13 protein-coding genes are annotated in these 15,241 nt (G+C 60.4%); 12 read left to right on the forward strand and 1 reads right to left on the reverse strand.

Annotated elements, in window-relative coordinates:
- Window positions 1–75 precede the first annotated feature (75 nt).
- Window positions 76–693: a glutathione transferase GstA gene (gene gstA / locus BSK43_RS14005; RefSeq protein WP_077472062.1), complete on the forward strand. Its 618-nt coding sequence runs from the start codon at window positions 76–78 to the stop codon at window positions 691–693.
- A gap of 29 nt (window positions 694–722) precedes the next feature.
- Here gstA and BSK43_RS14010 read toward each other — a convergent pair whose 3' ends face one another.
- On the reverse strand, window positions 723–1,640 hold the full coding sequence (locus BSK43_RS14010; protein WP_077472137.1) for a LysR family transcriptional regulator: 918 nt from the start codon (window positions 1,638–1,640) through the stop codon (window positions 723–725).
- A gap of 362 nt (window positions 1,641–2,002) precedes the next feature.
- On the opposite strand from BSK43_RS14010, the gene BSK43_RS14015 reads away from it, so the two are divergent.
- The 11 genes from BSK43_RS14015 to BSK43_RS14065 all read left to right on the forward strand — a co-directional run bounded on the left by BSK43_RS14015 (window position 2,003) and on the right by BSK43_RS14065 (window position 15,207).
- Window positions 2,003–2,320 (forward strand): multidrug efflux SMR transporter, encoded by a 318-nt coding sequence (locus BSK43_RS14015; protein WP_077472136.1) that lies wholly within the window; start codon window positions 2,003–2,005, stop codon window positions 2,318–2,320.
- A 40-nt stretch (window positions 2,321–2,360) separates the two neighbouring features.
- Window positions 2,361–3,350 (forward strand): pyruvate dehydrogenase (acetyl-transferring) E1 component subunit alpha, encoded by a 990-nt coding sequence (pdhA, locus tag BSK43_RS14020; RefSeq protein ID WP_077472061.1) that lies wholly within the window; start codon window positions 2,361–2,363, stop codon window positions 3,348–3,350.
- A gap of 159 nt (window positions 3,351–3,509) precedes the next feature.
- Window positions 3,510–5,858, forward strand: a complete 2,349-nt coding sequence (locus BSK43_RS14025) for a helix-turn-helix transcriptional regulator (RefSeq protein WP_246662574.1) — start codon at window positions 3,510–3,512, stop codon at window positions 5,856–5,858.
- Between the two features lie 314 nt (window positions 5,859–6,172).
- Window positions 6,173–7,732, forward strand: a complete 1,560-nt coding sequence (locus BSK43_RS14030) for an ABC transporter substrate-binding protein (RefSeq protein WP_077472059.1) — start codon at window positions 6,173–6,175, stop codon at window positions 7,730–7,732.
- Between the two features lie 123 nt (window positions 7,733–7,855).
- Complete coding sequence (locus BSK43_RS14035; protein WP_246662575.1) at window positions 7,856–8,860, forward strand: ABC transporter permease; 1,005 nt, start codon at window positions 7,856–7,858, stop codon at window positions 8,858–8,860.
- Entirely contained in the window at window positions 8,860–9,750 is an 891-nt protein-coding gene (locus tag BSK43_RS14040) for an ABC transporter permease (protein WP_077472057.1), read from the forward strand. The genes BSK43_RS14035 and BSK43_RS14040 overlap by 1 nt, the downstream gene beginning before the upstream one ends.
- Window positions 9,747–10,589, forward strand: a complete 843-nt coding sequence (locus tag BSK43_RS14045) for an ABC transporter ATP-binding protein (protein ID WP_077472056.1) — start codon at window positions 9,747–9,749, stop codon at window positions 10,587–10,589. Before BSK43_RS14040 ends, BSK43_RS14045 begins: the two co-directional genes overlap by 4 nt.
- Window positions 10,586–11,470, forward strand: a complete 885-nt coding sequence (locus BSK43_RS14050) for an oligopeptide/dipeptide ABC transporter ATP-binding protein (protein ID WP_077472055.1) — start codon at window positions 10,586–10,588, stop codon at window positions 11,468–11,470. Before BSK43_RS14045 ends, BSK43_RS14050 begins: the two co-directional genes overlap by 4 nt.
- 5 nt (window positions 11,471–11,475) lie before the next feature.
- Window positions 11,476–13,023, forward strand: a complete 1,548-nt coding sequence (locus tag BSK43_RS14055) for a hydantoinase/oxoprolinase family protein (RefSeq protein WP_077472054.1) — start codon at window positions 11,476–11,478, stop codon at window positions 13,021–13,023.
- Entirely contained in the window at window positions 13,013–14,116 is a 1,104-nt protein-coding gene (locus BSK43_RS14060) for a DUF917 domain-containing protein (RefSeq protein WP_068394379.1), read from the forward strand. The genes BSK43_RS14055 and BSK43_RS14060 overlap by 11 nt, the downstream gene beginning before the upstream one ends.
- An 8-nt stretch (window positions 14,117–14,124) precedes the next feature.
- Window positions 14,125–15,207, forward strand: coding sequence for a DUF917 domain-containing protein (locus BSK43_RS14065; RefSeq protein ID WP_077472053.1), 1,083 nt, complete (start codon window positions 14,125–14,127; stop codon window positions 15,205–15,207).
- Window positions 15,208–15,241: the final 34 nt, after the last annotated feature.

Consider the following 15,241-nt stretch of genomic DNA (forward strand, 5'->3'; position numbering starts at 1 on the left):
GCCAGCTTCCAACCGGTGTTTCGCTCCCAAAGCGCCTATCCTGTAGCTGCGAAAAACACACAGGAGAAACTCCAGATGAAACTCTATTATGCGCCGGGCGTCTGTTCGATGGCCGCCCACATCGTTGCCGTCGAGGCCGGGCTCACTCTCGATCTGGTAAAGGTGGACATTCGCAGCGAGCCTCATCGCGTCGAGGATGGCCGTGATCTGAAGGCGGTCAGTGCAAAGGGTGTGGTGCCGGTGCTGGAGCTCGACAATGGCGAGATCCTCACTGAAGGCGTCGCGATCCTGCTCTATCTGGCTGACAAAAAGCCGGACGCGATGCTGGCGCCTGAACAGGGCAGCTTTGAGCGCTATCGTCTGCAGGAATGGCTCACCTTCATCAGCTCCGAGCTGCACAAGACCTTCAGCCCCTGGCTGTTCCATCCCGAATATGGCGCGCAGGCTGCCGAGGTTGCCAAGGAAAGGCTACGGCAGCGCTTCGACATTCTGGAAGCTCATCTGGCGACACAGGATTATCTGGTCGGAGGCCGTTTCAGCATCGCCGATGCCTATTGCTTCACCATCATGAATTGGTCCAGGGGGCTTCGTATCGATCTTGGGGCATGGCCAAATCTGATACGGTATCTAGCGGAGATCGCCGAACGCCCAGGCGTGCGTATGACGCTCGTTGCCGAAGGCCTGCGCAAATAGCTGATACACGGCCGAGTCAGCTAGTTCGCTCAACTGGCGGCGCTGAAAGCACCGCCGCGCTCTCCCTCTAGCAGCGCCCGCCGTGCGAGCAGGCCGCCGCCGACATGATCGAAGAAAGCTCGTACGCGGGCCGTGTTGCGCAGATCCTTATGCGTGATCAGCCAGAGCTCTCGGGTGAGTTCGTCGAGCGGGTCCTGAACCCGCTCGATATCGGGCTCCAAATCGCCAAGGTAGCAAGGCAGGAGCGCCAAGCCCAAGCCTGCCTTCACCGCCATGAGCTGATTGATGAGACTGCTGGAGCGATATGCGAAGGCGCGGGGCGAAATATTCTCCGTCAACCACCTCGCTGCCGCCGCAACTGCACCGCTGTCCCAACCGATCACCGCATGGCTCGAAAGCGAGGCGATGTCGATGGGACGGTCGCGATCGGCGAGATAGGCGCTGCTGCCATAGAAGGTCCAGGGCGTCGACGCGATCTTGCGGCCGAACAGCTCGCCTTCGTGCGGGCGGGTGGCCCGGATGGCAATATCGGCTTCGCGCCTGAGGAGATCGAGCTGCCTGTTATCGACGAGCAGCTCCAGCTCGATGCCGTCATGTTCGCGACGAAAGCCCGCAAGCACTTCGTTGAGAATGCGGTAGGCCAAGGTCTCCGACGAGGTGATCTTGAGCTTGCCGGACAGTCGGGTGTCCTGGCCTGTGATGGAACGATCGATCGCAAGAATCTCGGTCTCAAGCCGCTCGGCGGCCATGACCATCTGCAAGCCGGCTTCGGTCGGCACATATTGGCTCGATGTGCGATCAAACAACTGCACGCCTCGGCGCTTCTCCAGGGCATTCAGCCAACGAAAGACCGTCGAATGGTCGTGGCCCAGATCCTTTGCCGCGCCGACAAGCGACCCAGCCCGCCCAATCGCCAGCACAATCCTGAATTCGTTCCAGTCTGTCATGTTCTTGCTACCTCGCAAATTGGATCTGCATCCGGACATGATGCATTGCAAATCGGAAAGCGTGTTGTCGAACGGCGTCCGAGCATCGATGTCTCTTCCCGTCCCAGTATAAGTTCCAAACGGCATGGTTTGCATTGCAAAGATGCAAGCCAGACTTTCCGAACGGCAAACTGCAAACCGTCGAGGTCAAAGCCGAGCGGTTGCAAGACCTTGGTTGTCAGGCGGAAATATCGGCTTGCAAAACCACAACGGGCGTTGCGCGCTCCGCACTCCTATCATCCGGGCTCATGCTTTTGCCGACACGGTCCGCGTCCGCAAGGCTGCGAGTCAACACAATGATGGAGACGCATATGGGAACGGGCATGGCATGGGGATTGTTGATCCTGTCCGGTCTTCTCGATGTTGCCTGGGCGATCAGCGTGAAGATGGCCGATGGCTATAGTCGTTTGGCCTGGTCCGTCCTGTCCTTCTTCCTGCTCGCCGCTTTTATCTATGCCCTCGGCAAGTCGCTTCAGGTCCTGCCGCTCGGCACTGCCTATGCCGTCTGGACCGGCATCGGCGCGGTCGGATCGATCGTTCTGGGCATCGTGATCTTCCGCGAACCCGCGACCTTCATCCGCCTCTTCTGGATCGCCGTCACCCTCAGCGGCATCGTCGGCCTCAAGCTCTCGAGCAGCTGAGGCTTGCTGCCGCTGCTCATCCCAAGACGAAGGAAATATCATGACCAAGCTGAATGCCGACCCGAATTTCGTTTTCTCCAGGGACGAGGAATTGAAAGCCTTTCGCGACATGCTGTTGATCCGCCGCTTCGAGGAGCGCTGCGGGCAAATGTATGGGGAAGGCCTGATTGCCGGCTTCTGCCATCTTTATATCGGCCAGGAGGCCGTTGTCGTCGGCATGCAGATGACCATCGGCGAGGGCGATCAGGTCATCACGGCCTATCGTGACCACGGTCACGCGCTGATGTCGGGCATGGATCCCAAGGCGGTGCTGGCCGAGCTGACTGGCCGCATGTCGGGAGTGTCGAGGGGTAAAGGCGGCTCAATGCACATGTTCGCGCCTGAACGCGGCTTTTATGGCGGGCATGGCATCGTCGGTGCACAGGCATCCCTCGGCACTGGCCTTGCCTTCGCCAACAAATATCGCGGCAGCGACCGTGTTTGCCTCACCTATTTCGGCGATGGCGCGTCGAACCAGGGCCAGGTTTACGAGAGCTTCAACATGGCGAAGATCTGGGATCTGCCAGTGGTTTACGTCATCGAAAACAATCACTACGGCATGGGCACCAGCATCGAGCGTGCTTCCGCAAATCTCAATCTTTCTGAGCGTGGCCTGTCCCTGAACATCCCGGGCGAACAGGTCGACGCAATGGATGTCCGCGCCGTGCGAGCCGCGGGTGCCAGAGCTGTCGAACACGCACGGGCGGGCAAGGGGCCTTTCATCCTCGAAATGCTGACCTACCGCTATCGCGGCCATTCGATGTCTGACCCGGCTAAGTATCGTTCCCGCGAGGAGGTGCAAAAGGTCAAGAACGAGAGCGATCCGATCGACCGGTCGCGTGCGCGCATTCTCGAGGATGGCCATGCCAGCGAGGACGACATCAAGCTGATCGAAAAGGAAATCAAGGATATCGTCGCCGAGGCAGTCGATTTTGCCAAGACCAGCCCGTTGCCCGACCCGATCGAACTTTACACCGACGTCTATGTCTGAAATTTCGGCTGGCCCGAAGTATAGTTGGATCGTCGCGGCCGCGAAGCTTGCGGTTGGCTCGATTTCGCGCAAAGTGTCACGATAATCGAAGTGGGACGCCGGTGTGGCAAGGCACATACCCGCCTGCGAACCTGACACTGCGCGCCAAGGCGAATGTTGATGCACGATCCGATTATCCGCTCCGTCCTCCTGGCGGAATTGCTCTCGCGCCCGGAGCCCATCGTCGTGCTGGAGGCGCCGGCCGGCATGGGCAAGTCATCCATGTTGCATCATGTTGCCCGTCATTTTGGCGTCGAGGTCGAGCGCGGGCCGGCGCTGTCGGCCGAGGTGACGCCAGGGGCGGTAAAGGTCTGGGATATCCCGCCCTACGCGAAGCCGGAGTCGCTTGCCGATGCTTTTGCCGCCGGCGCGGCGCGTATCTTCATTGCGAAGCGGCCGGATGTGGTTCTGCCCGGCCTGTCGCGCGCGCTGGTCTATGGCAATGCTCATGTGATCGATCCGAACCACTTGCTGTTAAGCGATGCTGAACTTGCAGATATTTTCGGTGACGGAGCCGAAGCCGTCCGCAAGAGTTCGGGCGGCTGGCCTCTCGCCGCCTTCAGATCCAAACTTGCCGGCACTGCGCTGATCGATTTTCTTGCCAACGAAATGCTTCGCCCGATGCCGGCAACAGCGCTTGTCGATCTGCGCATGCTGCTCGATGGGCGCGGCACGCGCTCGAAATCCGAATACCCGCTGATCCCATTTGAAAGAGATGGCGGCATCAATACACCGGCCGTTGCAGGAGAGCTCGGCACCGCTTTGGATGTCGTCATCGAGGAGCGCCTGAGCGTTGCTGCCGAGGCAAAGGCGATTGCCGAGGCCTTTGTCGAAAGCGGACGCCCGGTCGATGCTATCCTGACCTTTCAGCGTGCAGGCTTCTTCGATAGTGCATTGCGTGTTTTCAACGATGAGCACGGCGATTTCTTCCTCTATTTTCACGGGCCGGATGCATTCGAGCGCGTTCTTTCAGGCTTTCCGCGCAGTTTCGCATTGCAGACGGAGGCGCTAGTACTGTCGCTTGCCTTGCAGGCGCTGAAGAAAGGCGATGTGTCGCGGGCGCGACGCCTGCTCGCCGATCGTTTTGGCGATCTTGCCAATGATCCTGAAGCGGTGTTTTCACCCCGTTCGGTCTTTTCCAGGGAGTTTCGGGCATTTCGGCTGCTGATGCTGATCTATGACGACTATTTCTTCTCGGAGGAACTGCTGGATCGCTGCTTTGCGCTCGTGGCCGAATTTCCGATCGACGATCATCTCTTCCGGGGCAGCTTCTACAATTCGATCCTCGAATTCTACATTCGCAACCGCCGTTTTGCGGAGGCCGAGGATGTGGCGCAGCGCGCCATGTATCACTATGAATGCGCCAAGTCGCCGATGCTTGCCTTCTATATCAGCCTGCACAGGGCATTGATCCGGCTGCTGATGGGCGATGCGCTGGCAGCGCGCAAGCATGCGGCGCTCTCCGCCAAGAGCCTGGCCGAAGTTCCGTTCGAAAGCCCAAACGATGCGCGCCTTCAGGTGCTGCTCGAAGCCTGTATCGAGTACGAGTCCGGACGGGCGGAGCCGCTGTCGCGTTTTCTCAGTCTGGAGATGGACGATTTTTCGCACGGTGAAATCTGGCCGAGCCTGCTTGAACTGGCACTGCACTACGGCAGCCAGGCGCTTGGAAGCCATTTTTCGACAATCGCGGCAAGAAGCTTCCTCGACCGCTGGCGCGTCTACCAGGTGTCGAACCGGCAATTCCAGGTCATGATCGAAATCCGCGAGGTCGCCGTCCTGCAAAATGCCAATCGCTGGCAGGAAGCCGCGGAGCGCCTGAACGCGATTGACTCGCGCATCGACCGAAACTGGGTGCTCGGCTCCAATCAGGTGCTGGAGCGCATGGACAACAGAGACGAGATGGCTCTGGTGTTGGCGTGGATGCGGCAGATGGTCTACGAGCAGCCCACATGGGAGGGTCTCGATGATTTGATCGCCGGTCTCATGCGTAATCTCAACATTACCGATCGCCAGCGGATCAGCCTGGAAATCTGGCTTGCCTACATCGCCAAGCGGCAGCGAAATCTCACCCGCGCGCGTTCCATTCTACAGAAGACATTCGAGGATTGCGCACGGCTGGGGGCGATCGCGCCCTTGTCGGAAGAGCGGGTTCTACTTGATGAATTGATCAGCAATGAACGCATCGGCGGCTTCCTCGCCACATCGCTTGCGGCAAAGCAGATCATCCGCAAATTGCGCGACAGCGGCCGGCTTTCGACCGGCCCCGGCGAGCGCAGCAACCTCTCGCGCCGTGAAAGCAAGATCCTGCTGATGATATCGGAAGGTGCGGCCAACAAATACATCGCCCATACGCTCGGGCTCAGCGAGGCGACGGTGAAGTTTCATCTCGGAAATGTCTATCGCAAGCTTGGCTGCCGCAATCGGCAGGAAGCGATCGGAACTGCGCGCGCACTGGGTATGGTCAGCTGACGCCTCGTTGATGGCGAGGTTATGCCTGTCACAGGACGACAAAACCTATACCATTTAATCAAAAACCTAGACTTGGTTCGTGTTGGCGCGCCGGGTTGCCTATGCAATCTTTTCCATACGGCTTCTAAGGCTTTGATGAGCGAAGGAGCCCGGATGCGTACTCACGCTGTCGGCGACCCAAGCGCCGGATGCCGTCGAGCATCGTCCCGCATGATTGACGCTCCACTCCATAGGCGCACGAAGACGCCGGAGCGAACTCTAGACATAAGCGGGCAAAAGCTCGCAGGGAACCTTGAACCGAACCGGGAGATTGCATGAGCAAGCTTAGATTGATTGCGTCGACTGCACTTGCCGCCCTTGTCGCAGGTATTGCGGGAACGGCTGCGGCCAAGACGGTCGTGACCATGAATACTGTTCAGATTTTCGGCACGATCGATCCGGCCAAAATCTCCGACTACACCGACTATATGGCGGCAGTGAACCTTTACGATGGTCTGATCACCGTCGATTCGACGGGCAATCTGCAGCCGGAACTCGCCGAGAGCTGGACGATCTCTCCCGATGCGAAGGAAGTGACCTTCAAGCTTCGCGCCGACGCCCATTTCACCGATGGTTCGCCTGTCAAAGCGTCCGACGTCGTTTACTCCTTCGAGCGCCTGCTGAAGATCAACCAGGGTCCCGCCAATCTTTTTGCCGATGTGCTGAAGCCTGGCTCCGTCACTGCCGTTGACGCGCATACCGTGAAGTTTACGCTCTCCAAGGCCTTCGCGCCGTTCCTCAGCACCGTGCCTGCCGTCTTCATCCTCAACGCTGACGTCGTCCAGAAAAACGCCGGCAGCGACGATGGCCAGACCTATCTCGCCACGAACGCTGCCGGTGCCGGTCCCTATACGCTCAAGGCCTGGGATCGCGGTGCCTCCATGACGATCGAGCGTGATCCGAAGTACTACAAGGGTTTTGGTGAAGGTCCGATCGACGAGGTCCGCTGGATCATCACCAATGACGAGGCGACCGTCCGCTCGCTTGCCGCATCGGGCGAGTTGACGATGAGCAGCCAGTACCAGTCACCCGATACCTACAAGGCATTGAAGGAGATGGGCCGTTTCAACATCGTCAGCAGCGATACGACGATCGGTTTCTACCTGAAGCTCAATACCAAGGTGCCGCCCACGGATGATATCCATATCCGCAAGGCACTCGCCTACGCCACCGACTACGACACGGTGCGCAACGTCATCGTGCCGGGCGGTCAGTTGAATGGCCCGCTGCCTCCCGGCTTCGCCGATTTTTATGCCAATGACCTTCAGGCACCGAAGTTCGATATGGATGCGGCCAAGGCCGAGATCGCCCAGTCGAAATATGCCGGACAGGACATCCCGATCACGCTCGGCTATGTCGCCGGCACCAAGTTCGAGGAAGAAATCAGCCTGCTGATGCAATCGAATCTCGAACAACTGGGCTTCAAGGTGACGCAGCAGGCCGATCCGTGGAACCGCATCACCGAGATTTCCAACAAGGTCGATACGACACCCGCCGTGAGCCAGATCTTCTTCGGCCCGACCTATCCGTCGCCCGACTCGATGTTCTTCACGCAGTATCATTCGAAGGCGGCTGGCACCTGGGCCTCGGCGGAATGGCTGCAGGACCCGGTCATCGACGCGCTCATAGACAAGGCGCGCGAAACGGCAGACGCCAAACAGCAGGCCGATATCTACAAGGAATTGCAGCATAAGATCGTCGATCTGCAGCCCGATGTCTTCCTGCAGACACAGACGGTTCAGCACGCGATGGACAAGTGCCTCGAAGGCTTCCACGCCGTGCCCATGCAGTCTTTCGACTACAAGTTCACGCGCTACAGCTGGACCTGCAAATAGCGGTTTGCATGTTCTCCGGGCGGGCTTCCCGTCCGGATTGCTTGAGACAGGACGGCCTTCGGGCCGTCGCCATCTCTCCTTTTCGTTCGAGACAGGGCTTGGATATTGGAATTCCTCCTCTTCATGATCAGGCGCGTGCTCTGGTCACTGCTGGTCCTGTTCGGGCTTTCGGTGGTGATCTTCGCCATTGCCCGCGGAATGCCCGGTGATCCGGTTCGCCTCGCACTTGGGCCGCGCGCCAGCGCAGAGCAGGTCGCGCAGCTTCGCGAGACCATGGGCTTCAACAAGCCTCTGATCCAGCAGTATGGGATCTATGTCTCCGGGCTGGCCGGCGGCGATCTTGGTCTGTCGCTTCTGACGAAACGGCGCGTCGCCAGCGATATAAGTGAAACCTTTGCCGCCACCTTCGAGCTGGTCCTGACGACGATCACCATAGCCTTCGTTCTCGGTGTCCCCCTTGGCGTGGCCGCGGCGCGTTGGAAGGATCGCTGGCCGGACAATCTCGTGCGCCTGATCGCCATCTTTTCAGCTGTCACCCCGAGTTTCTTCCTGGCGATCCTGCTGCAGATCCTTGCCGGCTATGTCCTGCACATCCTGCCGACAACCGGCCGATTGCCGCCGAACATGGCTTTCACCCCCGATATCACCGGTCTCCTCAGCGTGGATTCGCTGCTGCGCGGGCGTCTTGACGTCTTCGGCGAGGCCTTTCGCCATCTTCTGCTTCCATCCCTGGCTCTTGCTGCGGCAACCATGGGCCAGATCGCCCGTATCACGCGCTCGTCAATGATCGACGTGGCGAGCCAGGACTATATCGAGGCCAGCCGGGCTTTCGGCATTCCGGAGCGGGTGCGTGTTTTCAAATACATGCTGCGGCCAAGCTTCGTGCCGCCGCTCACCATCTCCGGCCTGGAATTTGCATCGCTGATCGGCAATGCCTTCGTCGTGGAACTGGTCTTCGCATGGCCCGGCATGGCGGCCTATGGCGTGCGCACCATCATGCAGAAGGATCTCAATGCCGTCATGGGCGTGGTGATCGTCTCCGGCGTCTTTTTCGTGGTCGTCAATCTCGTCATCGATGTGCTGGTCGGCATGGTCGATCCTCGCATTCGCATTCGAGGGAGGCGCTGATGTCTGAGACCTCGCTGGAAACGTCCGTGCAGCCAGAGCGCCTCTCCAATGCCTACCAGAATTGGTATCGCTTCTCGCGCAATCCGACGGCTGTCATCGGTGCCGTGATCGTCATTGTCTGTGTACTGGCCGCACTTCTGGCGCCCTGGATCACACCACATCCGGAACATGTCGGTGCCGCGGTGAATTTCCGCGCTCGCCATCTGCCGCCGTCGACCGACTATTGGTTCGGCACCGACAATGTTGGCCGCGATATCTTCACGCGTGTCGTCTTCGGCATGCGCATCTCGCTCTTGCTGGCGCTTGTGGTTCTCGGCACGGCTGTCCCCGTCGGCACCGTGCTTGGCATGCTTGCCGGCTATTTCGGCGGTTGGGTCGAGGCCGTCATCATGCGCCTCACCGATATTGCACTGGCCATACCACCGCTGGTCATGGCGCTTGCCGTTGCCGCCGTGCTGTCGCCAAATCTGATCAACTCGCTACTTGCAATCTCCGCGCTCTGGTGGACGTGGCATACGCGGCTGATCTATTCGATCACCAAACAGATCCGCAGCCAGGAGTTCATCGAGGCGGCGGAGACGCTTGGGGCGAGCAAGTTCCACATCCTCTTCCGCGAAATTCTGCCGAACTGCGTTTCTGCGCTCGCCGTCAAGACCTCGCTCGATTGCGGCTTCGTCATCCTGGTCGGTGCGTCCCTTTCCTTCCTCGGCCTCGGCATCCAGCCGCCGACACCGGATCTTGGAACAATGGTTGCCCAGGGTGCTGCCTTCCTGCCGGATTACTGGTGGGAATCGGTGCTGCCGGGTACCGCCATTCTCTTCGTCGCCCTCGGCTTCAATCTTCTCGGCGACGGCCTGCGCGACCTCTTCGATGTCCAGGAGGTCCGATGAGCTTCCCGCTTCTCCGCGTCAACAATCTCTCAGTGGCGTTCTCGACCTATGGCCGCACCAGCAGGGTGTTGCACAATGTCAGCCTCGACGTTCCCGCCCGTTCCCAGGTCGCTCTCGTCGGGGAGAGCGGCTCCGGTAAGACGGTGACGATGAAGGCGATCATGGGGCTGCTGCGCCAGCCGCCGGCCCGCATTCTTGGTGGCGAGATCTACTACGATGGCGCGGATCTGCTGACGATGCCGGACAAGGAGCGGCTGCGGCTGCGCGGCACGGCCATGTCCATGGTGTTCCAGGATCCCATGAGTTCGCTCAATCCGGTCTTCACGATCGGCGACCAGATGGGCACGATCCTGAAATATGCCGACAAGCGTTTGGGCCGCTCGCGCACGGCCAAGGAACGCATGGCACGCGTCCATCAGGTTCTCGATCAGGTGCGGATGCGCGATCCCGAGCGGATTTCTCGGTCCTACCCGATCGAGCTATCGGGCGGGATGCGGCAACGTGTGTTGATCGCCATGGCGCTGCTGAGTGAGCCGCAGCTGCTGATCGCCGATGAGCCGGGCACAGCACTCGATGTGACGACCCAGGCCCAGATCCTCAAGCTGTTGAAGGATCTGGTCGAGGAGCGCGGGCTCGCCCTGTTGATGATCACCCATAATCTCGGCGTGGTCAGGGAAACCTCGAACTACGTCTACGTCATGAACAAGGGCATCATCGTCGAACACGGCGAAACCACAGGTATCTTCGAGGCTCCACGAGATCCCTACACCCAAAGCCTGATCAACGCCGTACCGCGGCTCACCGGCGGCATGCGCTTTGGCCAGGAGGTGGCACCATGAGCGCGCCGATGCTGGAAATTCGCAAGCTGTGCAAGTCCTTCCCCGTGCGCAATGCCTTCGGGCGGCAGATCGGTGCGGTTGCCGCGGTCGATGAGGTCTCGTTTTCGATCGAGAAGGGCCAAGTCTATGGCCTTGCCGGCGAGAGCGGTTCGGGCAAGTCGACCATCGCCCGGATGATCATGGGTCTGGAGCGTCCTGATAGCGGCGACATCCTGATCAATGGCGAGAGCCTATCCAGGCAATCGCGCGGTCATCGCCGGCATGTGCAGATGGTGTTCCAGAATCCCGGTTCTTCCCTTAATCCGCGCCGCACGGTCGGCCAATCGGTCATGGTGCCGCTCGATGCCCATGACTACGCCGGTAACAAGCGCCAGCGGGTTTCTCAGCTTCTGGAAATGGTCCAGCTGCCGGCCGACTTCGCAGATCGGTATCCGCACGAACTCTCCGGCGGCCAGAAACAGCGCGTGGCGATTGCCCGCGCGCTTGCCGTCGAACCCAAGCTTCTGGTCCTCGACGAGCCGACCTCGGCGCTCGATGTCTCCGTTCAGGCTCGGGTGATCGATCTACTCGCCGATCTCGGCCGGCGGATGGAGCTTACCTACCTCTTCATTTCCCATGATCTCAGCCTGATGCGCAACTTCGCCCGCAGTGTTGGCGTGCTCTATCGCGGCCAGATCGTCGAAACGGGGGCGGTCTCCGCCGTCTTCGAAAACCCATCCCACGACTACACGCGTCTTCTCCTTGCCTCCGTTCCGGTGATTTCGAAGGAGGAACAGGCGATGCGCCCGAAAATTCCATTGATCGACGGGGAAATCCCGACAGCCGAGAAACTGCTCGCGCTGCGGGAAGCCGGTCAAACAGCAAGTCACGAACGAGGTTAAGACTGATGATTAGAATTGGTATTGACGTCGGCGGCACCAATACGGACGCCGTCATCATGAATGGGCCGGAGGTGATTGCCGGCGTGAAGTCCGCAACCACGGCGGATGTCATGAGCGGTGTCGTCAACGCGTTGCGCGATGTTCTCGCGGCTTCGAAAATGGAGGCCTCTGCCGTCGATTTCGTCATGATCGGTACGACGCACTTCACCAACGCGGTGGTCCAGCGCCGCGATCTCGCGCAGACGGCGGCTGTCCGTCTTGGCCTGCCGGCGACCGCCTCGCTGCCGCCGATGGTCGACTGGCCCGAGGATCTGAAGCAGTCGATCGGCAACCACGCCTATCTCGCCCATGGCGGCAACGAATTCGATGGCCGCGTGATCTCGCCGCTCGACGAAGACGAGCTCTTGAAGATTGCCGACGACATCAAGGCCAAGGGCATCAGCACGATCGCCATCACCTCGGTATTTTCACCCGTCAGCGCCGATTTCGAGAAGCGGGCGGCCGAGATCTTCGCGAAGGCGATCCCCGGTGCGCACATCACCATGTCCAGTGAAATCGGCCGGATCGGTCTGCTCGAGCGTGAGAATGCCGCGATCATGAACGCCTGCCTGCGCGATCTCTCTGCGCATGTCATCGATGCTTTCCGCAAGGCGATCAGCGAAGCCGGCATCAAGGGCAAGTTCTTCCTCACCCAGAACGACGGCACGCTGATGGATGCATCCTTTGCCGAGAAATTCCCGGTTCTGACCTTTGCCTCCGGTCCCACCAACTCCATGCGCGGTGCAGCCTTCCTCTCCGGCGTTGCCGACGCCATCGTCGTCGACATTGGCGGTACCACTTCCGACGTCGGCTCGCTGCATAAGGGCTTTCCGCGCCAGGCAACGGTTGCCGTCGAAGTCGGCGGCGTGCGCACCAATTTCCGCATGCCCGATGTCTTCTCGATCGGTCTTGGCGGCGGTTCGCATGTCGTGGAAACGGATCAGGGTCTGAAGATCGGTCCGGTTTCGGTCGGCTACCGTATCAAGACGGAGGCGCTGGTCTTCGGCGGCCAGACGTTGACCACGACCGATATTTCGGTTGCTGCCCGTCATGCCGAACTCGGAGATGCCTCCAAGGTGTCGCACCTCTCCAGGGATCTGCTCGAGCGCGCCGAGGACAAGATCCACGAGATGCTCGAGGATTGCGTCGAGCGTTCGCGGCTCTCGCCCGATCCCCTGCCTGTTATCGTCGTCGGCGGCGGCTCGATCCTCGTCACCCGTCCCCTTGCCGGTCTTGAGGTGATCAAGCCGTCTCACTTCGGCGTTGCCAACGCCGTGGGTGCGGCGATCGCCCAGGTCTCGGGCGAAGTCGACCGCGTCTATGCTTTGGCTGAGCTTGGCCGCGAGAAGTCGCTCGAAGATGCCAAGAACCGTGCGATCCAGGCCGCAATTGCTGCAGGCGCATCGCCGGAATCGATCGAAATCGTCGATGTTGAGGATGTGCCGCTCGCTTATCTGCCGGGCAACGCCACGCGTATCCGCGTCAAAGCCGTAGGAGAGCTCAATGGCCGCTGAAGGTTATCTGCTCAAGGAAGAAGACCTGCTGCCGCTTTCGATCGGGGCAGCATTGCTGGGGACCGGCGGTGGCGGCAATCCTTATGTGGGCATGCTGCGTGCCCGCGAACTGATCCGCAAGGGCGCCGAAGTCCGTATCATTCCGCTTGATGCGCTAGAGGATGGCGATTGGGTCGCAGAAGTCGGCGGCATCGGCGCTCCGGTCGTCGGCGTCGAGAAGATCGAAGAGGGCGGCGAATGCTACCGCGCCATGCGGGCCGTCGAGGAGACGGCGGGCGTCAAGGTGTCTGCCGTCATCTCGGCTGAGATCGGCGGCTCGAATTCCATCGAGCCGATCATCGCGGCGGCGATGGCGGGGCTGCCGGTTGTCGATGGCGATGGCATGGGCCGTGCCTTCCCGGAAGTGCAGATGACGACCTACATGATCTACGGTGCTGACGTCTCGCCCGCTGCAATCGCTGACGAAAAAGGCAATGTCGTTGTCTTCAAGGACATCATCGACATGTTCTGGCTGGAACGTTTCGCCCGCGACGTCGCGGTCGCGATGGGGGCAGGGGCCGGATTTGCGGTTGCGCCCATGCGCGGCGATTTCGTCAAGCGCACCGCGGTCCCCGGCACGGTGTCCCAGGCTCTGGCCATCGGTCGCACCGTGCTCGATGCACGCGCCAAGCGTCAGAATGTCGTCGAGCGCGTCGTCGAGACCACCGGGGCCAAGCTGTTCTTCACCGGCAAGATCGTCGATATTCGTCGCGAACTCACCGGCGGCTTTGCGCGCGGGCATGCGATCATAACGGGCACGGGAGACTGGACGGGTTCGCAAGCGCGCATCGCCATCCAGAACGAAAACCTCGTCCTTTGGATCGATGAGCAGCCTGCCGTCATGGTGCCGGACCTGATCATGAATCTCGAAATAGACACCGGCGAGCCCATCACCACGGAGATGCTGCGCTACGGCCAGCGCGTCGCCGTTATCGGCCTGCCGGCCCATGACCTTTTGAAAACGCCGCGGGCGCTCGAAATCGTCGGGCCGAAAGCCTTTGGCTTTCCGGAATTGACGTTTGAGCCTTTGCTGGTTCGTCAGGCAGCGGAATAGGGGCGGCCATGAAAATCCTCAGAACGATCTATGCCGAAGATCTTGAAGACATTGCAATCGGCGGCGCCATTCTTGGTACCGGCGGCGGCGGCGATCCTTATGTCGGCAAGCTCATGGCACAGGAAGCGATCCGCAAGCACGGGCCGGTCAAACTCATCGATGTCGAAGACTTGGCCGATGACGCGCTCGTCGTCCCCGTTTGCATGATGGGGGCGCCGACGGTGATGACGGAGAAGTTGCCGCAGGGCGACGAGCTGGTCACCGCCTTCCGCAAGCTTGAACAACTCCTCGGCCGCAAGATCGATGCGGTTCTGTGCGGCGAGGCTGGCGGGGTCAATTCGACGACGCCCTTTGTGGTCGCGGCCGCAACCGGCCTGCCGCTTGTCGATGGCGACGGCATGGGGCGCGCCTATCCCGAGCTGCAGATGGTGACCTTCACGATGCATGGCGTGTCGGCGACCCCGATGGTGCTCTGCGACGACAAGGGCAATTCGCTGGTTCTTGAAACAGTCAGCAATGGCTGGACCGAGCGGCTGGCACGCGCCGCAACCGTCGAAATGGGTGGTTCGGCGCTGCTGGCATTCTACCCGATGAGCGGTGACATCGCGAAGAAGGCGGTGGTTCGCGGCACGCTCTCACTCTGCGCCAATCTTGGCCGGACGCTGCGTGAAACCCGGGCGGCCCATGCCGATCCGGTCACTGCGATTACGAAGATGCTTGGAGCCAGTATCATTTTCAACGGCCGCGTCAGGGATATCGATCGCCGCACCGTTGGCGGGTTTGCACGTGGCAGCGCCCGTTTCGATGGTCTGGAGACGTGGAAAGGGCATAGCTTCAAGCTCGACTTCCAGAACGAATTCCTGATGGCCGAGCGCGACGGAGAGATGATCTGCTCCACACCGGATCTGATCACCTTGCTCGAGGCGGAAAGCGGCAATCCCGTTACCGCGGACTCGCTTCGCTACGGGCTTCGGCTGGTGGCTCTGGCCTTTCCCTGCAATCCGCAATGGCTGACGCCCGCCGGTATCGCACTCGTCGGACCGCGCTATTTCGGCTACAACGCCGATTATACACCCTATCCGTTCTCGTGAGGCAGGGCTCACAAGTCTCCGATCCATCGGGATT

Source organism: Rhizobium sp. P44RR-XXIV (assembly GCF_001999485.2).
Classification (GTDB): Bacteria; Pseudomonadota; Alphaproteobacteria; order Rhizobiales; family Rhizobiaceae; genus Rhizobium.

Bases quoted from the DNA above. Each gene is read 5' to 3' on its own strand.
- BSK43_RS14025 (WP_246662574.1), top strand. From the start codon at position 3,510: ATGCACGATCCGATTATCCGCTCCGTCCTCCTGGCGGAATTGCTCTCG.
- BSK43_RS14010 (WP_077472137.1), bottom strand. From the start codon at position 1,640: ATGACAGACTGGAACGAATTCAGGATTGTGCTGGCGATTGGGCGGGCT.
- BSK43_RS14050 (WP_077472055.1), top strand. From the start codon at position 10,586: ATGAGCGCGCCGATGCTGGAAATTCGCAAGCTGTGCAAGTCCTTCCCC.
- BSK43_RS14030 (WP_077472059.1), top strand. From the start codon at position 6,173: ATGAGCAAGCTTAGATTGATTGCGTCGACTGCACTTGCCGCCCTTGTC.
- BSK43_RS14060 (WP_068394379.1), top strand. From the start codon at position 13,013: ATGGCCGCTGAAGGTTATCTGCTCAAGGAAGAAGACCTGCTGCCGCTT.
- pdhA (WP_077472061.1), top strand. From the start codon at position 2,361: ATGACCAAGCTGAATGCCGACCCGAATTTCGTTTTCTCCAGGGACGAG.
- BSK43_RS14065 (WP_077472053.1), top strand. From the start codon at position 14,125: ATGAAAATCCTCAGAACGATCTATGCCGAAGATCTTGAAGACATTGCA.
- BSK43_RS14045 (WP_077472056.1), top strand. From the start codon at position 9,747: ATGAGCTTCCCGCTTCTCCGCGTCAACAATCTCTCAGTGGCGTTCTCG.
- BSK43_RS14055 (WP_077472054.1), top strand. From the start codon at position 11,476: ATGATTAGAATTGGTATTGACGTCGGCGGCACCAATACGGACGCCGTC.
- BSK43_RS14015 (WP_077472136.1), top strand. From the start codon at position 2,003: ATGGCATGGGGATTGTTGATCCTGTCCGGTCTTCTCGATGTTGCCTGG.
- BSK43_RS14040 (WP_077472057.1), top strand. From the start codon at position 8,860: ATGTCTGAGACCTCGCTGGAAACGTCCGTGCAGCCAGAGCGCCTCTCC.
- gstA (WP_077472062.1), top strand. From the start codon at position 76: ATGAAACTCTATTATGCGCCGGGCGTCTGTTCGATGGCCGCCCACATC.
- BSK43_RS14035 (WP_246662575.1), top strand. From the start codon at position 7,856: ATGATCAGGCGCGTGCTCTGGTCACTGCTGGTCCTGTTCGGGCTTTCG.